Origin of the sequence: Paenibacillus flagellatus, from assembly GCF_003217775.1 — a bacterium.
Lineage (GTDB): Bacteria > Bacillota > Bacilli > Paenibacillales > NBRC-103111 > Paenibacillus_AB > Paenibacillus_AB flagellatus.
Window position 1 is genome coordinate 232,951 of sequence record NZ_QJVJ01000004.1, and the last position, 16,929, is coordinate 249,879.

The 16,929-nt window shown below is 62.2% G+C and carries 18 protein-coding genes; 1 reads left to right on the forward strand and 17 read right to left on the reverse strand.

Features of this window, described 5'->3' with window-relative positions; translation table 11 throughout:
* Positions 1-110: 110 nt before the first annotated feature.
* From DLM86_RS10700 to DLM86_RS10740, 9 genes are all read right to left on the reverse strand, one after another.
* Positions 111-1,691: a spore germination protein gene (locus tag DLM86_RS10700; protein WP_110839998.1), complete on the reverse strand. Its 1,581-nt coding sequence runs from the start codon at positions 1,689-1,691 to the stop codon at positions 111-113.
* Positions 1,692-1,728: 37 nt separating this feature from the next.
* On the reverse strand, positions 1,729-2,154 hold the full coding sequence (locus DLM86_RS10705) for a stage V sporulation protein AB (RefSeq protein WP_281272114.1): 426 nt from the start codon (positions 2,152-2,154) through the stop codon (positions 1,729-1,731).
* Positions 2,151-2,840: a stage V sporulation protein AA gene (locus DLM86_RS10710; protein ID WP_110839999.1), complete on the reverse strand. Its 690-nt coding sequence runs from the start codon at positions 2,838-2,840 to the stop codon at positions 2,151-2,153. Before DLM86_RS10710 ends, DLM86_RS10705 begins: the two co-directional genes overlap by 4 nt.
* 168 nt (positions 2,841-3,008) lie before the next feature.
* Positions 3,009-3,764, reverse strand: coding sequence for an RNA polymerase sporulation sigma factor SigF (gene sigF, locus DLM86_RS10715; RefSeq protein ID WP_110840000.1), 756 nt, complete (start codon positions 3,762-3,764; stop codon positions 3,009-3,011).
* 12 nt (positions 3,765-3,776) lie between these two features.
* Entirely contained in the window at positions 3,777-4,223 is a 447-nt protein-coding gene (gene spoIIAB / locus DLM86_RS10720) for an anti-sigma F factor (RefSeq protein ID WP_110840001.1), read from the reverse strand.
* Entirely contained in the window at positions 4,220-4,573 is a 354-nt protein-coding gene (gene spoIIAA / locus DLM86_RS10725) for an anti-sigma F factor antagonist (protein ID WP_110840002.1), read from the reverse strand. Before spoIIAA ends, spoIIAB begins: the two co-directional genes overlap by 4 nt.
* 222 nt (positions 4,574-4,795) lie before the next feature.
* Entirely contained in the window at positions 4,796-5,992 is a 1,197-nt protein-coding gene (locus tag DLM86_RS10730; RefSeq protein ID WP_110840003.1) for a D-alanyl-D-alanine carboxypeptidase family protein, read from the reverse strand.
* A 223-nt stretch (positions 5,993-6,215) separates the two neighbouring features.
* Complete coding sequence (gene fni / locus DLM86_RS10735) at positions 6,216-7,238, reverse strand: type 2 isopentenyl-diphosphate Delta-isomerase (protein WP_342773071.1); 1,023 nt, start codon at positions 7,236-7,238, stop codon at positions 6,216-6,218.
* 36 nt (positions 7,239-7,274) lie between these two features.
* Complete coding sequence (locus DLM86_RS10740) at positions 7,275-8,576, reverse strand: pyrimidine-nucleoside phosphorylase (protein ID WP_110840005.1); 1,302 nt, start codon at positions 8,574-8,576, stop codon at positions 7,275-7,277.
* 137 nt (positions 8,577-8,713) lie between these two features.
* On the opposite strand from DLM86_RS10740, the gene DLM86_RS10745 reads away from it, so the two are divergent.
* Positions 8,714-9,799 carry a GGDEF domain-containing protein gene (locus DLM86_RS10745; protein WP_110840006.1) on the forward strand — a complete coding sequence of 362 codons (1,086 nt, stop codon included), beginning with the start codon at positions 8,714-8,716 and terminating at the stop codon, positions 9,797-9,799.
* Between the two features lie 100 nt (positions 9,800-9,899).
* Here the strand turns inward: DLM86_RS10745 and DLM86_RS10750 are convergent, their stop codons facing one another.
* The 8 genes from DLM86_RS10750 to DLM86_RS10785 all read right to left on the reverse strand — a co-directional run bounded on the left by DLM86_RS10750 (position 9,900) and on the right by DLM86_RS10785 (position 16,869).
* Positions 9,900-10,751, reverse strand: a complete 852-nt coding sequence (locus DLM86_RS10750) for a purine-nucleoside phosphorylase (RefSeq protein WP_110840007.1) — start codon at positions 10,749-10,751, stop codon at positions 9,900-9,902.
* A 53-nt stretch (positions 10,752-10,804) separates the two neighbouring features.
* Positions 10,805-11,617, reverse strand: a complete 813-nt coding sequence (locus DLM86_RS10755; RefSeq protein ID WP_425453962.1) for a purine-nucleoside phosphorylase — start codon at positions 11,615-11,617, stop codon at positions 10,805-10,807.
* 50 nt (positions 11,618-11,667) lie between these two features.
* The gene (gene deoB / locus DLM86_RS10760; protein ID WP_110840008.1) at positions 11,668-12,840 is read right to left on the reverse strand and encodes a phosphopentomutase; all 1,173 of its coding nucleotides are present in this window, start codon (positions 12,838-12,840) and stop codon (positions 11,668-11,670) included.
* A gap of 172 nt (positions 12,841-13,012) precedes the next feature.
* Entirely contained in the window at positions 13,013-13,912 is a 900-nt protein-coding gene (gene xerD, locus DLM86_RS10765; protein ID WP_110840009.1) for a site-specific tyrosine recombinase XerD, read from the reverse strand.
* Positions 13,913-14,009: 97 nt separating this feature from the next.
* On the reverse strand, positions 14,010-14,243 hold the full coding sequence (locus DLM86_RS10770) for a DUF4227 family protein (RefSeq protein WP_110840010.1): 234 nt from the start codon (positions 14,241-14,243) through the stop codon (positions 14,010-14,012).
* Positions 14,244-14,312: 69 nt separating this feature from the next.
* Positions 14,313-15,452: an alanine dehydrogenase gene (gene ald, locus DLM86_RS10775; RefSeq protein ID WP_110840011.1), complete on the reverse strand. Its 1,140-nt coding sequence runs from the start codon at positions 15,450-15,452 to the stop codon at positions 14,313-14,315.
* 99 nt (positions 15,453-15,551) lie between these two features.
* Entirely contained in the window at positions 15,552-16,280 is a 729-nt protein-coding gene (locus DLM86_RS10780) for an anti-sigma factor domain-containing protein (RefSeq protein ID WP_110840012.1), read from the reverse strand.
* The gene (locus tag DLM86_RS10785; protein WP_158289423.1) at positions 16,267-16,869 is read right to left on the reverse strand and encodes an RNA polymerase sigma factor; all 603 of its coding nucleotides are present in this window, start codon (positions 16,867-16,869) and stop codon (positions 16,267-16,269) included. The genes DLM86_RS10780 and DLM86_RS10785 overlap by 14 nt, the downstream gene beginning before the upstream one ends.
* Positions 16,870-16,929 lie beyond the last annotated feature (60 nt).

Consider the following 16,929-nt stretch of genomic DNA (forward strand, 5'->3'; position numbering starts at 1 on the left):
TTTTCCTTCGTTCGATAGTAAAATGGCTTGAGCGGGTCGATTCTTTCTTCTAAGGTACCACAGCCCCGGTCATGCGGCAAGCCCGTGCAGGTCACGGGCTTGTCTCGGGGTCAGCGGATCGGCTGACGCGTATTGTCGTTCGACTTCGTGATGCTCGGCCGGTTTTTGGAAGCGAGGATCGGTCGCCGGAACAAAATCGAGACGAGCGCTTTCGCATGGAACGGGATGAACGGCCACATGTACGGCGTATTGTACGATCGGGTGACGGATAGAGCGATGAGCCAGACGGTCGTGCCGATGACGAGGCCCGGAATTTTGAAGACGGCGACGAGAATGAGCAGCGCCATCCGGACGAGCCGGTTGGCGAGCCCGAGCTCGTAGCTCGGCGTGGCGAACATGCCGACGGCGGCGACGGCCATGTACAGAATGACTTCGTTGATGAACAGGCCGGTTTTGACCGCGATATCGCCGACCAGGATCGCCGCCACCAGCCCCATCGCCACCGTGAGCGGCGAAGGCGTATGGACCGCCGCCATCCGCATCAGATCGAGCCCGAGCTCGACGGTCAAAAACTGAAACAGCATCGGCAGCTTGCCTTCCTTCTGCGGCCCGAGAAATTCGAGCCCTTGCGGCTTCAGCTCCGGGTTGTTCACGAGCAAAAACCAAAGCGGCAGCAAAAACAACGAAGCGAAAATGCCCAAAAACCGGACCCACCGCAAGTAGCTGCCGACGAACGGCGTCTGCCGGTATTCCTCGACATGCTGCACGAGGTGGAAAAACGTCGTCGGCAAAATCATGACACTGGGCGACGTGTCGGCGAATATGATGACGTGTCCTTCGAGCATGTGCGAGCAGACGACGTCGGGGCGCTCCGAATAGCGGACGGACGGATACGGGTTCCATCCTTTGCCGATGATCGCTTCCTCCAGCTGCTTGTCGCCGAGCGGGATGCCGTCGATTTTCACCTTGCCGATTTTGTCGCGCAGCGACTCGACCAGCTTCATGTCCGCAATGTCGTTAATATATCCGATGCAGACGTGCGTCTTCGTCCGGTCTCCGACGGTCATCAGCTCGAGCTTCAGCCTCGGGTCGCGGATCCGTCTGCGGACGAGCGTCACGTTCGTCATGAGCGTCTCGACGAAGCCGTCGCGCGAGCCCCGGACGACCCGCTCGAGATCCGGCTCCTCGATCGACCGGACCGGGAAGTTTTTGGCGTCGATGACGAGCGCGGTCCGCTCGTTCTCGATGAACATGACGGTCGATCCGATCAAGGCGAAGTCGACCGCCTTGTCGAAGTCGTCCTCCGGCTGAACCTGGATATGCGCCACGTACTTGGTCAGAAAGCTGCCCAGCGTATCCGGGACGAGCTGCTCCCGCGAAAGAAGCGACAGCCGCATGATGATGTCGGTCAGCACCGTGTCCTTGGCGAAGCCGTTCGCGTAAAAGAAGGCGGCCCGCTTCGTCCCGAATTCCATCTCGCGGAAGACGAGATCGAAGCTGACGGTGAGTCCGGCTTTCTCCTCCAGCGCCCGCTTGACGTCCTCGAGATTGTCCGGGATGTCCTTCGTTTCCTTCAGCCCGAGCTCCTCGTCCGTCATCAGGTCGCGCGCATCGATCTTGTCGCCGCCGGTTCGGCTCCGCCCTTCGCGGCGTTCTTTTCCCGCGGACGTATCTTTCAAGTCTGTGCCCATAATCGGTACCCCCCGTGATGTCGTTCGTTGCTGGCGTTCAGGTACGGAATACGATCCATTCGAAAAGCGAGCCGGCCACCTTGCCGAGCACCATCGCCATCAGCAGCCAAATGATATAACCGCCGAGCCCGAGACGCTTGGCCATAATCGGCAGCACGTTCAGTACCTCCGTGAGCGCGCCGGCGAGCATCCCGATGAAGCAGCCCGCCAGGAGCCCGATCGCCGCCGCCCCGAGCGGGCCGAGCCCGACCCGCCAATCGCAGAAGTCGGCGATCGTCCAGAACAGGACGCCGCACACGATCGCTCCTTCGAACGTATGGACGCGATCGAATGCCCTCGTCATTTGGGCGAGCCTCGGCAATATGTCGAGGACGACGAGAAAGGCGACCATTCCGCCGCCGACGGCAAGCCCCCCGGCGAGCCCGACGATCGCCGCGCCGATATGCGCGAGCAGTCCGTTCACGGCGAATCGCCGTCCTTCCGCTCCCGCTCGCCGTCGGGCTCCCCGGGGATGGCGGAGGCTTCCGGCTCGTCCCGCTGCAGTTTGCGGTATTCCTCGGTAATGACGTAATGATTGAGGCTTTCCTGATACGAGAACATTTCGACCTCGAGCGGGCTCGGCTCCTCGCTGAACCGTTTTTTGAACAATTGATTGAAGAATAGCACCATCCCCGCTCCCAGGCCGATCGAATACGGGATTTGCAGCCAATACGGATGGTCCACGCGCTGCCCCGTAATCATTTCGTACAGCCGCTGGTGCACCTCCATCATGCTGACGTCGACGTGAAAATTCATGATCGCGAGCCCGGAGCCGATAAACAGCAGCAACCAGACGATCGCCAAGGCGACCCGGCTCGGCGGCCTCGGCTTCGCTCCGATATCGATGAGCACGTGCGGCTCTCCGTACTGTTCGATCTGCACATGCGGGAAGGCGGATCGGACCGTTTTGACGATGTGCAGCATGTCGATCAGAATCACGGTTCCGTCACGCTCGGTCGGCGTGCAGATCGGCAAGTTCGCCAGCTCCCGTTCCATGTCGGGCTCCGTCAGCAGCTGCGCCAGCCGGCCGAGCGTGACCGTCTCGCCCGGCGCCGCCGACGCCCGCTTCCGCAGGCGGATGTACAAAGTCGGAGTGAACACGCGGTTCATCGAATCACTCCCTTCCCTACATCATCTTTCCTCTAGTATGCGGCGCGTGGAAAGGGGGTAACCGCTCTATTTTTTGGCAGACGCAAGTTCGAGACCGGAGCGCAGACGAAAAAACCGTCCTCCCGCCGCGCTTGGCGGCCGGAAGACGGTTTTGGCGACGATTGTCGCTCATTGCGCGATTTGCTCGCGAATCGACTGCAATATTTTTTTCTCCAGACGCGACACCTGCACCTGCGAAATGCCGAGCCGGCTCGCCACCTCCGACTGCGTCTGGTCGCGGAAGTAGCGCAGGTAGACGATCAGCCGCTCCCGCTCCGTCAACGTCCCGATCGCCTCGTTCAGCGCCAGCTTGTCGAACCATTTCTCCTGGCCTTCGTCGGCGATCTGGTCCATCAGCGTTATCGGATCGCCGTCGTTCTCGAACACGGTTTCGTGAATCGAGGAGGGCGGCTTGTTCGCTTCCTGGGCGAAGACGACGTCCTCCGGCGTGATGCCGAGCTCTTCGGCGATCTCTTTGATCGTCGGCATCCGGCCGTGCTTTTTGGACAGCTCGTCTTTTTTCTTGCGAACCTTGTTGGCCAGCTCCTTGAGCGAACGGCTCACCTTCACCGTCCCGTCGTCGCGCAGAAACCGCTGGATTTCGCCGATGATCATCGGAACCGCATACGTGGAAAACTTGACGTCGTACGACAAATCGAATTTGTCGACGGACTTGAGCAGTCCGATGCACCCGATCTGAAACAAATCTTCCGGCTCGTAGCCCCGGTTCAAAAAGCGCTGCACGACCGACCATACGAGACGGATGTTGCAATTGACGAGCGTCTCCCGCGCGATCGTATCCCCGGTCTGGCTGAGGGCGATGAGCCGCTTCACTTCGGTGTCGTCCAGGTACGTATGAGAGGCATGTTTCAAATCGACGTCCATATGGCAAAACTCCTAATTAAACAGCGCTTTTTTGGATTCGATGCGTTTGACCATGACGACCTTCGTCCCTTTGCCGGGTTCGGAGACGACGTCCACCTCGTCCATGAAGTTTTCGATGATCGTAAAGCCCATGCCCGACCGTTCCAGCTCCGGCTTGGACGTGTACAGCGGCTGGCGCGCCAGCTCCAAATCTTCGATGCCTCTGCCCCGGTCCTCGACGGTCAGCCGGAACCGGTCCCCTTCGATGCTCGCCGTAATCTCGATTTCGCCGTCCGGGGAATTGTCGTAGCCGTGGATGATCGCGTTCGTAACGGCTTCCGACACGACGGTTTTGATATCGGTCAGCTCCTCCATCGTCGGATCAAGCTGCGAGACGAAGGCGGCAACGGTTACGCGCGCGAACGATTCGTTCTCGGACAAGCTCGCGAAGCGAAGCTGCATATGATTGGCTCGGCTCATGAAACCACCTCCAGGCTGGAAAGGGCGAGCCTTTCGTTATCTTGGATCGATAAAATTTTGAACAGGCCGGACATTTCGAACAGACGGTACACGGCCGGATTGACGTCGCACACGACCATTTTGCCGCCTCTCGAGGTGATCAGCTTGTATCGTCCGAGAATGACCCCGAGACCCGAGCTGTCCATGAAGCTCAACTCTTTCAAGCTGAGCACGACATGGTTGACGTCGCCTCTTAAAATGGCTTCTTCCATCTTCACCTTGACCGTTTCGGCGGTGTGATGGTCGAGCTCTCCTTTCAATCGGACGATCAGCGTTCTTCGATGATGCTCCAATTCGATGTGCAAACTCAAGCCAGGCTCACTTCCTTTCGCGTTGTGCCGTAAGATTTCTACGAAATGGACGGAAATTCCTGCAAGCCGACAAAACTAGAAGAAAACTGCCACAATAAGTACATAGACGCTATGATTCAACAACTTTTGCCCGGATTCGCGGGAATTCGCCAATCGACGGCTCGAATAGGGAATGTTCCCGGACGCCGACGCCGGCATCCGGGAACGAATCGAAACGGGCGGTCAGTCCGCCATGAACAGCTTGAGCGACGTCCGCTTGAGCAGCTTCCACCAGCCCGCCTTGTTCACCTGCACCGGAGACTCGATCGGGAATTCGCCGACGATCTGATCGCCCTTGTAGACGACCAGCTTGCCGAGCGGCTGCCCGACCTCGATCGGCGCCTTCAAGTTCGGCTCGAGCTGCAGCACGTGTCGAATATCCGCGCCGGCATCGCCTTTCTTCAGCAGGACGCTGTACTGGTGCTTCGCCGTAATTTGCACTTCCGGCTGCTCGCCCTTCTCGACGCGGACGGTGCCGATGACGTCGCCGGTTTTGAAGATCGGATGGCTCGTATATTGCGAGAACGCGTAATCGAACATTTTCGTCACTTCGGCGTTTCTCGTCTTCGTATTCGGTTCGCCGAGGACGACGGCGATAACCCGGAAATTGTCGCGTTTCGCCGTAGCCGACAAGCAAAACTTCGCTTCGCTCGTATAGCCGGTTTTCAAGCCGTCCGCCCCCGGATAAAACCGGACCAGCTTGTTCGTATTGACGAGCCAGAACGGCTTTTCCGTATCTTTGCGCAGGTAGTCTTGGTACAGCCCCGTATATTTCGTAATTTCCTCATGCTTCAGCAGCTCGCGCGACATGAGCGCGATATCGTACGCGGACGTGTAATGGTTGTCGGCGGGAAGCCCGTTCACGTTCACGAAATGCGTGTTGTCCATGCCGAGCTCCTTCGCCTTGGCGTTCATCATCGCCACGAAGTTTTCCTCGGACCCGCCGATCTTCTCGGCCATCGCCACCGACGCGTCGTTGCCGGAGGCGAGCGCGATCCCTTTCAGCATCTCCTCGACCGTCATCTCCTCGCCCGGCTCGAGAAAAATTTGCGAGCCGCCCATCGAAGCGGCGTATTCGCTCGTCCGCACCTTCTCGTCGAGCTTGATCTTGCCTTGGTCGAGCGCTTCCATGATGAGCACCATCGTCATAATTTTCGTAATGCTCGCGGGCGGCTGCTTCTGGTTCGCGTTTTTCTCGTACAGCACCGTGCCGGTATCGGCGTCGAGCAGTACGGCCGAGTTCGCGTTCGGCGCCAAATCGACTTGCGGAGCGGCCTCCTTCGGTTTCCCCGTTTTCTCGTCGGCGTACGCCGCGGTCATGACGGCCAGCGACATGGCCAGCGTCGCGCACGCCAGACGCGCAAATCCTCGTTTGAACATGAGATTTACCCCTCCTGATCCAATGGTGAACGTTGTCCATTCCATCCAAGCGTCGGAAAACATGGAATCGCTTCTAACCATTGTTGACAGAAAGAAAGGAAAATAAACGAGCCGGGGCGCGGGGAAACGGTCGAGCGGCACAAAAAAAGCAGGGACGTCCAACGTCCCTGCCCCGCCTCTCGGCTCGGCGTCGCCTTGGCGCTCCCGCGCGCGGCCGCTTCGCTTATATGCGCACGAGCCGCGGCGTGTCCCGCAGCTTCCGCAAATCGCCGGCGCCGATGCCGAACATCGCCGCGCGCAGCTCGAACTCGATCCGCTCGAGCGTCTGCGCGGTTCGCTCCGCCGAGCCGACGGCGGCGCCGAGCAGCGAACGGCCGAAGCCGGCGATGTCCGCGCCGAGCGCGATCGCCTTCGCCGCGTCGACGCCGGTGGCGAGCCCGCCGCTCGCGATCAGCGTGCAGCCGGGCGCGGCGGCGCGGGCCTCGACGACGCATTCGGCCGTCGGGATGCCCCAGTCGGCGAAGGCGTCGGCCGCCGCCCGGCGGACCGGATCGGCGGAGCGGAACTTCTCGACCTGGATCCAAGACGTCCCGCCCGCTCCGGCTACGTCGAGAAACCGGACGCCCGCGTCGGCGAGCCGCCGCGCCGTATCGCCGGCGATGCCCCAGCCGACCTCCTTCGCCCCGACCGGCACGGGCATATCCCGGCACAGCCGCTCGATCCGCCCGAGCAGCCCCGCAAAATCGACGTCGCCCTCCGGCTGGAACAGCTCCTGCATGCCGTTCAGATGGAGGACGAGCGCATCCGCCTCGGCGAGCTCGACCGCCCGGCGGCATTCGTCGACGCCGTATCCGCAGTTGAGCTGGACGGCGCCGATATTGGCGACGAGCGGCACGCTCGGCGCGACGTCGCGGATGCGGAACGTCCGGGCGAGCTCGGGCTTCTCGACCGCGGCGCGCATCGAGCCGAGACCCATCGCCCATCCCCGCGCCTCGGCCGCTTCCGCCAAATGGCGGTTGATGCGGAGCGCCTCCTCCGTTCCGCCGGTCATCGAGCTGATCAGAAGCGGAACCCGAAGCCGCCTGCCGAGCCATTCCGCAGACGTGTCGATCCGGTCGAAGCCGAGCTCGGGCAGCGCTTCGTGACGAAACCGGTACCGCTCGAAGCCGCTGCCGATCGACCGGCTCCCGACGTCCTCCTCCAAGCAAATCCGGATATGCTCCGCTTTCCGTTGTTCCGTGCTCAAGCTGATGCCCCCTTCTATACGCCCGATGCCGGAATGTTATTCGATGACGGCATGCACGACCGGCACCGGCTCCGGCTTCTCCGCCCCGATCGTATAAGCGCGCAAAATCGTTTCCGCGATGTCCTGGTTCTGCTCGCGGTTGCTGCGGATGACCGCGAGGACGTCGCCGAATTTGACCGGATCGCCGACTTTTTTGCGCAGCGAAAGGCCGACGGCGTAGTCGATCGCGTCCTCCTTCTTCTCCCGTCCCGCGCCGAGCATCATCGCGGCTATGCCAGCCGCCTCGGCGTCGATCGACTGCACGTAGCCTTCCTGCTCCGCGCGCACGCTGACGGTGACCGCCGGCTGCGGCAGCAAGCCCGGATCGTCGACGATCGCCGGATCGCCGCCCTGCGCCTCGACGAACGTACGGAACGTCTCCAGCGCACGGCCGGTTTGCAGCAGTTCTTCGAGTCCCCGGCGGGCGGCGGCGACATCCGGGTAGGCGCCGCCGGCGACGGTCATGTACGCGGCGAGCGTCAAGCAAATTTCTTTCAGCCTCGGCTCCCCGCCCCCCCGCAGCAGCTCGATCGCCTCGGCCACCTCATTGGCGTTGCCGATTTCCGTGCCGAGCGGCTCGCTCATGTCGGACAGGACGGCGATCGTCCGGCGCTTCAAGCTTTTGCCGATCGAGACCATCGTCGAAGCGAGCGCCTTCGCGTCGTCCAGCGATTTCATGAACGCGCCGGAGCCGACTTTGACGTCGAGGACGATCGCATCGGCGCCGGAGGCGATTTTTTTGCTCATGATCGAGGAAGCGATGAGCGGAATCGAGTTGACCGTCCCGGTGACGTCGCGAAGCGCGTACAGCTTCTTGTCGGCCGGCGCCAAATTGCCGCTTTGGCCGACGAGCGCCATCTTGTTCTCGTTTACGTTGCGGACGAACTGCTCGTTCGGCAGCTCGATGCGAAACCCGCGAATCGACTCGAGCTTGTCGACGGTGCCTCCGGTATGCCCGAGCCCCCGGCCGGACATTTTGGCGACCGGCACGCCCGCCGCGGCGACCAGCGGCACGACGACCAGGCTCGTCTTGTCCCCGACGCCTCCGGTCGAATGCTTGTCGACCTTCACGCCGCGAATGCCGGCCAAGCTGACGACGTCGCCGGAATTGACCATCGCCATCGTCAAATCGGCGATTTCCTCCTCGTCCATTCCCCGGAAAAAGACGGCCATCGCGAAGGCCGACATTTGGTAGTCCGGGATGTCCCCCCGCGTAAAGCCTTCGACGGCGTAATAGATTTGCTCCCGCGTCAGCTTCCCGCCGTCGCGCTTCCGCTGTATGATATCGACCATTCTCATGGATCGTTCCCTCCTCGCCGCAGCCGCACCTTCCCGACCCGCATCGGTCCGATTGCGGTGCGCGATTCCATTATTCGCTAACAAAACCTCTTCCGTCAGCCGATATATGCTCTATCAACGACAACAGGTGATGCCTCATGATTTTGGAATTGATTACGAATATGTCACTATTGACCGCTTTCCTGTTCCTTTCCAACCAGTTCCACATCCGCAAGCCCGTTACCACGACGTCCCCCCTGTACATCCGCTTGGCGATCGGCGCCGCCTACGGTCTGTTCGGCGTCATGCTGATGTACTTCAGCGTTCATATCGCGGATCGGATCATTCTCGATTTCCGCACGCTCACGATTATGGCGTCCGCCTTTTTCGGAGGGTGGGTTTCCTCGATCGCGACGACCGTTCTGATCGTGGCCGGAAGAATCGGCTTGTTCGGCGGCATCACCGACTCGTCGGTCGTCGCCGCGTCCAACGCCGTCGCGGTCGGCATCGCCTGCGGCGTGTTCCGAGCCAAATTTCGCTCGTTTTGGCCGTACTGGCTGTCGGGCATCGCGGTTAATATGGTCGCCATCATCTGGAGCCTCATCTTCCTGCTCGGCTCGAGAAGCTTGGCGTACTTGCCTTTGTATTTGACGGTTTTGGCGCTCGGAGGCGTCTACGTCGCCTATATGATCGGCTTCCTGACGCGTACGAACGCCCTCTACGCCCAGTTGGCCAAATCGGCCGGAACCGACTATTTGACCGACCTGCATAACCACCGGTCGTTCGATACGATATTCAACGAGCTCTTCACGAGCGTCCAGCAGCAAAAGCTGGTCGTCCTGTCGCTGATCGCCGTCGATATCGACCATTTCAAAAAAGTGAACGACACGTACGGCCATGCCGCCGGCGACGCGGTGCTCCAGCAATTCGGCCAAGTGTTGAAACGAACGGCCCGTTCGTTCGACACGGCCGCCCGCATCGGCGGCGAGGAATTCGCCGTCCTGCTGCCGGACTGTCCGCACGACATGGCGCTGCAGGTCGCCGAGCGCATCCGCGCCGCCGTGGAGGCGCACCGGTACGCGCTGCCGGACGGGCGAACGATCCACATTACCGCCTCGCTCGGCGTATCGACGTATCCCGGCGTCCCCGCCGACGAGCTGCTGAACGGCGCCGATCAAGCGCTGTACGAGGCGAAGCGGACCGGACGCAACCGCGTATGCTCGGCGGCTTGCGGGACGGCCTGAACGAGTATGCCATACCGGAGCGCGGGACGAAGCGATCGATCGGCCCCCGCTCTTCGAAAAAAGCCAAGAACCGTCGGACGCGTTCTTGGCCTTTTGGCATTCAATCGTTCGCTTCGCGGACGAACGCTTTGACGAGCGCCGCGAATTTCGGCTTCGTCCGGTTGGCGACCTCCACGACCTGCTCGTGGCTGAGCGGCTCCAGCTCCTCGCCGATCGCCATGTCGGTGATGCACGAAATGCCGAGCACGTTCAAGCCGCAATGGCGCGCCGCGATCACCTCGGCGACGGTGGACATGCCGACCGCGTCGCCTCCGAGCCGGGCCAGCATCGTCAATTCCGCCGGCGTCATGTACGAGGGGCCGGAGATGCCGCAATAGACGCCCTCCTGCAGCTCCAGCGCGTTGCCGTCGTCGCCGCGGATTTGGCTGGACAGCCGGTGCGCCAGCTCGCGGTACGGCTTGCTGTACGCCTCGGACATGTCCGGGAAGCGGGGGCCGAGCTCCGGCTCGTTTTTGCCGATCAACGGGTGGTCGCCCGTCATGTTGATATGGTCGCAAATGAGCATCAAGTCGCCGGGGCGGAACGCGCGGTTCATGCCGCCCGCCGCGTTCGTGACGACGAGCGTCCGGACGCCGAGCTTGCGCATGACGTATACCGGAGCCGCGACTTGGCGCATCGAATAGCCTTCGTAATAATGAAACCGGCCTTGCATGACGATAACCGTCTTGCCTTCGAGCGTGCCGACGACGAATCGTCCGGCGTGCCCGGCTACGGTCGATACCGGAAAATGAGGCACGTCGCCGAAGTCGATGGCGACCGCGTCGCTCACGTCGTCGGCCAAGTCGCCGAGACCCGACCCGAGCACGAGGCCGATCTCGGGAGAGCGGCTGCCGATCCGCGCGCGAATCGCGTCGGCGGCTTGATTGATCTGCTCCAAATACGACAACTCCATGAAACTACCTCCTGCGCCTATTGAAGTCGTTGCTGCATCTCTGGGCCTGTGCGTTACAGCTTCGGGATGACGGCGGAGACGAAGCCGAGGAACGATTCTTTCACCCGCTCCGCCGTCTCCACCACTTCCGCATGGGATAAAGGCTGATCGAGAATGCCCGCCGCCATGTTCGTGATGCAGGACACGCCGAGCACGTCGATGCCCGCGTGGCGGGCGACGATCGTCTCCGGGACGGTCGACATGCCGACCGCGTCCGCGCCGATCGCGCGCAGCATGCGGATTTCGGCCGGCGTCTCGTAGCTCGGGCCGAGCAGGCCGGCGTAGACGCCCTCCTGCAGCTCCAAGCCGAGGCTCTCGGCCGTTTCCTTGGCGAGCCCGCGCAGCTTCGCGCTGTACGCCTCGGACATGTCCGGGAACCGGACGCCGAGCGACTCTTCGTTTCGCCCGATCAACGGGTTGCGGAACATGAAATTGATATGATCGCGAATGAGCATCAGATCGCCGGGGCGATACGACGTGTTGACGCCTCCGGCCGCGTTCGTCAGCAGCAGCGACCGGACGCCGAGCGCTTTCATGACGCGCACCGGAAACGAAACCGCCGTCACGTCGTACCCTTCGTACAGATGAAACCGTCCTTTCATGAGGACGGCTTTTTTGCCGCCGATCGTGCCGACGAGCAGCTCGCCCGCATGCCCTTCCACGGTGGACACCGGGAAGTGCGGAATTTCTTCGTAATGGATGACGGTGACGTCCTCCATCGCATCGGCCAGCACCCCGAGACCGGAGCCGAGAATAAGGCCGACCTCCGGACGGTACGGAATTTCCTCCTCGATAAACCGGACCGCGTCACCGATCTTCTCTTCCATCGAACGCTCGCTATCGCTCATGCCGTATGTACCTCCGCTTCCTTGCAGCTTCATTGCAAACCGGATAAAAAGCTCGTGCCGTGCGCGGGCGCCGGCAAGCCGAAATTGTCCGCGACCGTCGCCCCGACGTCCGCGAACGTCGCGCGTACGCCGAGCGACGCCGGCCGGCTAAGACGCGGGCTCCAGACGAGCAGCGGCACGTATTCGCGCGTATGGTCCGTTCCCGCATGGATCGGATCGTTGCCGTGATCGGCCGTGAGGATCAAGAGGTCGTCCCGCCCGATCCGGGCCATGATGTCGGGCAGCTTCGCGTCGAACTCCATCAAGGCGCGGCCGTAGCCCTCGGAATCGCGTCGATGGCCGTACAGCGAGTCGAAATCGACCAAATTCGTAAACGCCAACCCGCGGAACGGCCGGTCGAGCGTCCGGATCGTCTCCTCGATGCCGTGGGCGTTGCTTTTCGTCGGCGTCGCTTCGGTAACGCCTTCCCCGGAATAAATATCGTTGATTTTGCCGATGGCGATACAATCGAGGCCGGCGTCCTTCACCCGGTTCATGACGGTCGGCTCCGGCGGCTTGACCGCGTAATCGTGCCGGTTCGGCGTCCGCCGGAACGCGCCGGGCTCGCCGACATACGGGCGCGCGATGACGCGGCCGACCGCATATTCGCCGAGCGTCAGCTCCCGCGCGATGCGGCAGGCGCGATACAGCTCCTCGAGCGGAATGACGTCCTCGTGGGCGGCGATCTGGAAGACGCTGTCCGCCGACGTATAGACGATCCACGAGCCGGTCCGCATCTGCTCCGCGCCGAGCTCCTCGAGAATTTCGGTGCCCGAGGCCGGCTTGTTGCCGATGACGGCGCGGCCGGTCGCCTCCTCGAACTTGCGGACGAGCGCGTCCGGAAACCCGTTCGGGTACGTTTGGAACGGGATCGTCACGCGCAAGCCCATCAGCTCCCAGTGACCGGTCATCGTATCTTTGCCGACGGACGTTTCCGCCATTTTTCCGTAATAAGCGTCCGGCCGTTCGGCCGGAGAGATGCCGCGAAGCGGCGCGATGTTGCCGAGTCCGAGCTTGGCCAGGTTCGGCAAGGCGAAGCCGGGCACGCGCTCGGCGATATGGCCGAGCGTATGGGCGCCTTCGTCTCCGAATGCCGGAGCGTCGGGCAGCTCGCCGATGCCGACGCTGTCCAGGACGATCAGGGCGATTCGTTGAAAGGTCATGGTCGTCTATACCTCCGTTCGCACGGTACGTAGTCGGTGAAACGGTTTTCCATATTATCTCACGACGCCCGGGCGATTGCAAAAGGATACGCTTCGGCCGATTCCGCTCACGTTTCCGTACGAGAGCATGCGAAAAAATACCGGACCTGGAAGCGGTCCGGCGTCGTCCGTTTTATGTAATTTTCGCGCGCGGGTGCGTCCTGTCGTAAATTTCCTTCATCCGCGACTTCGTCACGTGCGTATAAATTTGCGTCGTCGAAATGTCCGCATGTCCGAGCATTTCTTGAACGGCGCGCAGATCGGCTCCGTTCTCGAGCAGATGGGTGGCGAACGAATGGCGAAGCGTATGCGGCGTAATTTCCGCGTCGATGTTCGCCTCGCGCGCGTAGCGCTTGACGATTTTCCAGAAGCCTTGACGCGTCAGCCGCGTGCCCAGATGGTTGACGAACAGCGCCTCCTCCGGCTTCGACCGGCGAAGCAGCTGGGGCCGCATCGTCCCGATATAGTCTCCGAGCCATCGCACGGCGATTCGTCCGAGAGGGATGATTCTCTCTCTGGACGCCTTGCCCGTACAGCGGACGAAGCCCATCTCCAGATTGAGGTTATCCACGTTGAGCGAGATCAGCTCCGAGACGCGTATGCCGGTCGCGTACAGCAGCTCCAGCATCGCCTTGTCCCGCATCCCGCCGGCGCCGGACGGCTCGGGCGCCTCGAGGAGACGTCCGACCTCTTCGACGGAGAGCACCTTCGGCAGCCGTTTCTCGAGCTTGGGCGCCTCCATGTCGACGGACGGATCGAGAGCGATCAGCTTCTCCCGGAGCAGGAACTGGTAGAACGCGCGAATCGAGACGATGTTGCGCGAGACGGTGGCGGGCGCGCGCCCGAGCTGCTTCAGCCGGAGCAAATACTGGACGATCGTCGATTTGGACGTATCTCCGAGCGAGACGACGCCCAGGCTTTCGATAAACGCCAGATAATGGTTCAAATCCCGCTCGTACGACTCGAGCGTGTTGCGCGCCAACCCGCGCTCTGCGGAGAGGTAATGGATAAACGTTTGCAGATGTCTCTTCATCGCGAATGGTCGGTCCCCCAGTATGTCGATCCTCATGTACAACACTATTCAACGCGGAGAACCGTTTTCCTGCCGAGACGAACAAAAGTTTGCTTTTTCACTCTCCATACCGGTAAAAAAACAGCAGCCGTTCCGCGATCGTCTCCGGCTCCCGCGCCGCGTCTCCGTGACGGAACGCTTTGACCGCCTTGCCGGTCGGCTCCTTGTACCGCTGCGCAGGCTCGATCCAGCCGCCCACGAACCGGAGCAGCTCGTAGAGCAGCACCGTCAAGATGACGAAAACGGCGACGAACTTGGCCCGAATCCACCATTTCCGAAACGATACGATCATGGCTTGTCCTCCGTATGAAGCGCCTCGTAATTTGTGCCCCTTCGTAACCATATGAGCGGGCAGGCCGAATTATGTCCCGTCCCCCGGATCGAGCGGGACGTACGGCATGCCGACCGCTTCGGCGACCGCCGGATGCGTCACGCGGCCGCCGTGCGTGTTCACCCCGAGCCGAAGCGCCGCATTGTCGCGCATCGCGGGACCGAAGCCTTTGTTCGCGAGCTCGAGCGCGTACGGCAGCGTCGCATTCGTCAGCGCGAGCGTCGACGTCCGGGGCACCGCCCCCGGCATGTTCGCGACCGCGTAATGGATGACGCCGTGCTTCTCGTAGATCGGGTCGCTGTGCGTCGTCACCCGGTCGATCGTCTCGATCGACCCGCCTTGGTCGATGGCGACGTCGACGATGACCGCCCCTTTCTTCATCTGCCGCACCATCGCCTCGGACACGAGCTTGGGCGCCCTCGCGCCCGGAATGAGCACGGCCCCGATAAGCAAATCCGCTTTTTGCACGGCGCCGGCGATGTTGTACGGATTCGACATGAGCGTTTTCACGCGGCCGCCGAATACGTCGTCGATGTAGCGCATCCGGTCGCCGCTCCGCTCGACGATGACGACGTTGGCGCCGAGGCCGAGCGCCATCTTGGCCGCGTTCGTGCCGACGATGCCGCCGCCCAATATGATGACGTCGGCCGGCGGAACGCCGGGCACGCCGCCGAGCAGCACCCCGCGCCCGCCGTAAAACCGCTCCAAAAAGTGCGCCCCGATCTGCACCGACATTCGTCCGGCCACTTCGCTCATCGGCGTCAGAAGCGGCAGCCCTCCTCCGGGCAGCTGGATCGTCTCGTAGGCGATGCCGGTTACGCGTCTGTCGACGAGCGCCTTCGCCAGATCGGCCGCCGCGGCCAGATGCAAATACGTAAACAGCAGTTGTCCTTCGCGAAAAAAGCCGTACTCCGACGGGAGCGGCTCTTTGACTTTCATGATCATATCCGCCCGCCGCCAGACGTCGGCCGCGTCCGGTACGATCCGGGCGCCTTCTCTCGCATATTCGTCGTCGGCGAAGCCGCTGCCGGCCCCCGCTCCCGCCTCCACGAGCACCTCGTGTCCGGCGTCCGCGAGCATCCGGACGCCGCCCGGCGTCAGCGCGATGCGGAATTCGTTGTTTTTGATCTCCTTCGGTACTCCGATGACGTACCGGTTCGTCGCTGTCATTTCGTTCACCCCAACCTGACGCTGCATCTTGATGTTGCCTGTATTAGCATGCGTTGGGAGCGGGCAATCTATCCGATCGCGCCGTCCGCCGGACGTGCGTCACTTCTTCAGCCGAACGACCGCCAAATCCGGACCGGTCGGCCGGACGCTGCCTCCTTTCGGCTCCGCGCTTACCGCAATGTTGTCCGCACTCGAGAGCGCCCCGCCTCTGTAATACATATGCGCCTTTCCGTTCGTCCAGCGCATGACGCCGATCGTCGTATGGGTACCGGCCGCCACCGACCAAACCTGATAGTCCTTTTCGTCGTCGAAGACGAGTCCTTCGACCAGCAGCATCACCTCGGACGAAACGTCGTTGACCCAAGCGACGCCCTTGATCCGCATCTCGCGGACCGGCATGACCTGCAGCTGTACGGTCCGCAAGTCGCGGACCATCGACATGTCGCGAAGGACCGTCTCCTCGGCGGTCGGCACGGCGCTTCCGGCCGATCCTCCCCGGTCGCTTCGCGGCACCGACCATACGCCGAGCGCCAACGCCAGCGCAAGCGCCGCGGCGATTACCGGCGCGCCGGGCGGCTTGATCCGCCGAAGCAGGGCGAGACCGGCAACCTTGAGCCGCAGTTTGCGCCGGAACGTCTCCGTCGGACGCTCGGCTTGAGACGGTTCCGCCGTGTCGGCCAAGAGCGCCGACCATTCCCGATACGCCGCCCGGCACGCCGGGCAACTCTCGGCATGGGCCGACAATTCGGCTCCCTCCGACTCGGGCATCGTCCCCCGTATCCATTCCACCCATTTCTCGTCCGGTACCGGGCATTCAATCCGATTCAACGCGGTCTCCTCCTTTCGGCGCCCCCGTCCAGCCTTTGGCGGCGAGCTGCTTCTTGATATTGTTCAACCCGTAGCGCACCAGCGATTTCACCGTGCCGAGAGGCCGGTTCAACCGTTCCGCCAATTCCCGGTGCGTCATCGACTCGAAATAAGCGCCGTACAGCGCCTCGCGCTGAAGCGCGGGAATGCCGCGCAGCGCGGAACGGACCGTCTCCGCCTCCGCCCGGAGCAGCAGCGCTTCCTCCGGTGCCGGCACCGTGTCGGCCGGCGCCTGCTCCCGGTGCGGCCCGAGCGGCACCGTGCGGCTTCGCTTTCGAAGCGCATCCAAGCTTTTGCTTTTCGTTTTGACCAGCAGCCACGCCTCCAGCGTCCCGCGCGACGGATCGTACTTCTCCGGCCGGCGCAGGACGTCCAGCAGGACGTCTTGCACGACGTCCTCCGCATCCATCCGATTGTCCGTCAGCCGAACGGCGACACGGTACATGATCGGGACGTACGTTTCATAAAACCGGTCGAACGCCTCCTTCGACCCCGTTCCGATTTCCAGCAGCAGCAGCCGATCGCGGTCGCTATGCCCCGACAACGCCATCTCCTCCCTCCGCATCCCCTGAAAGCCCCTTATTTTTTATTTATCAAATTTTTTTCGAAT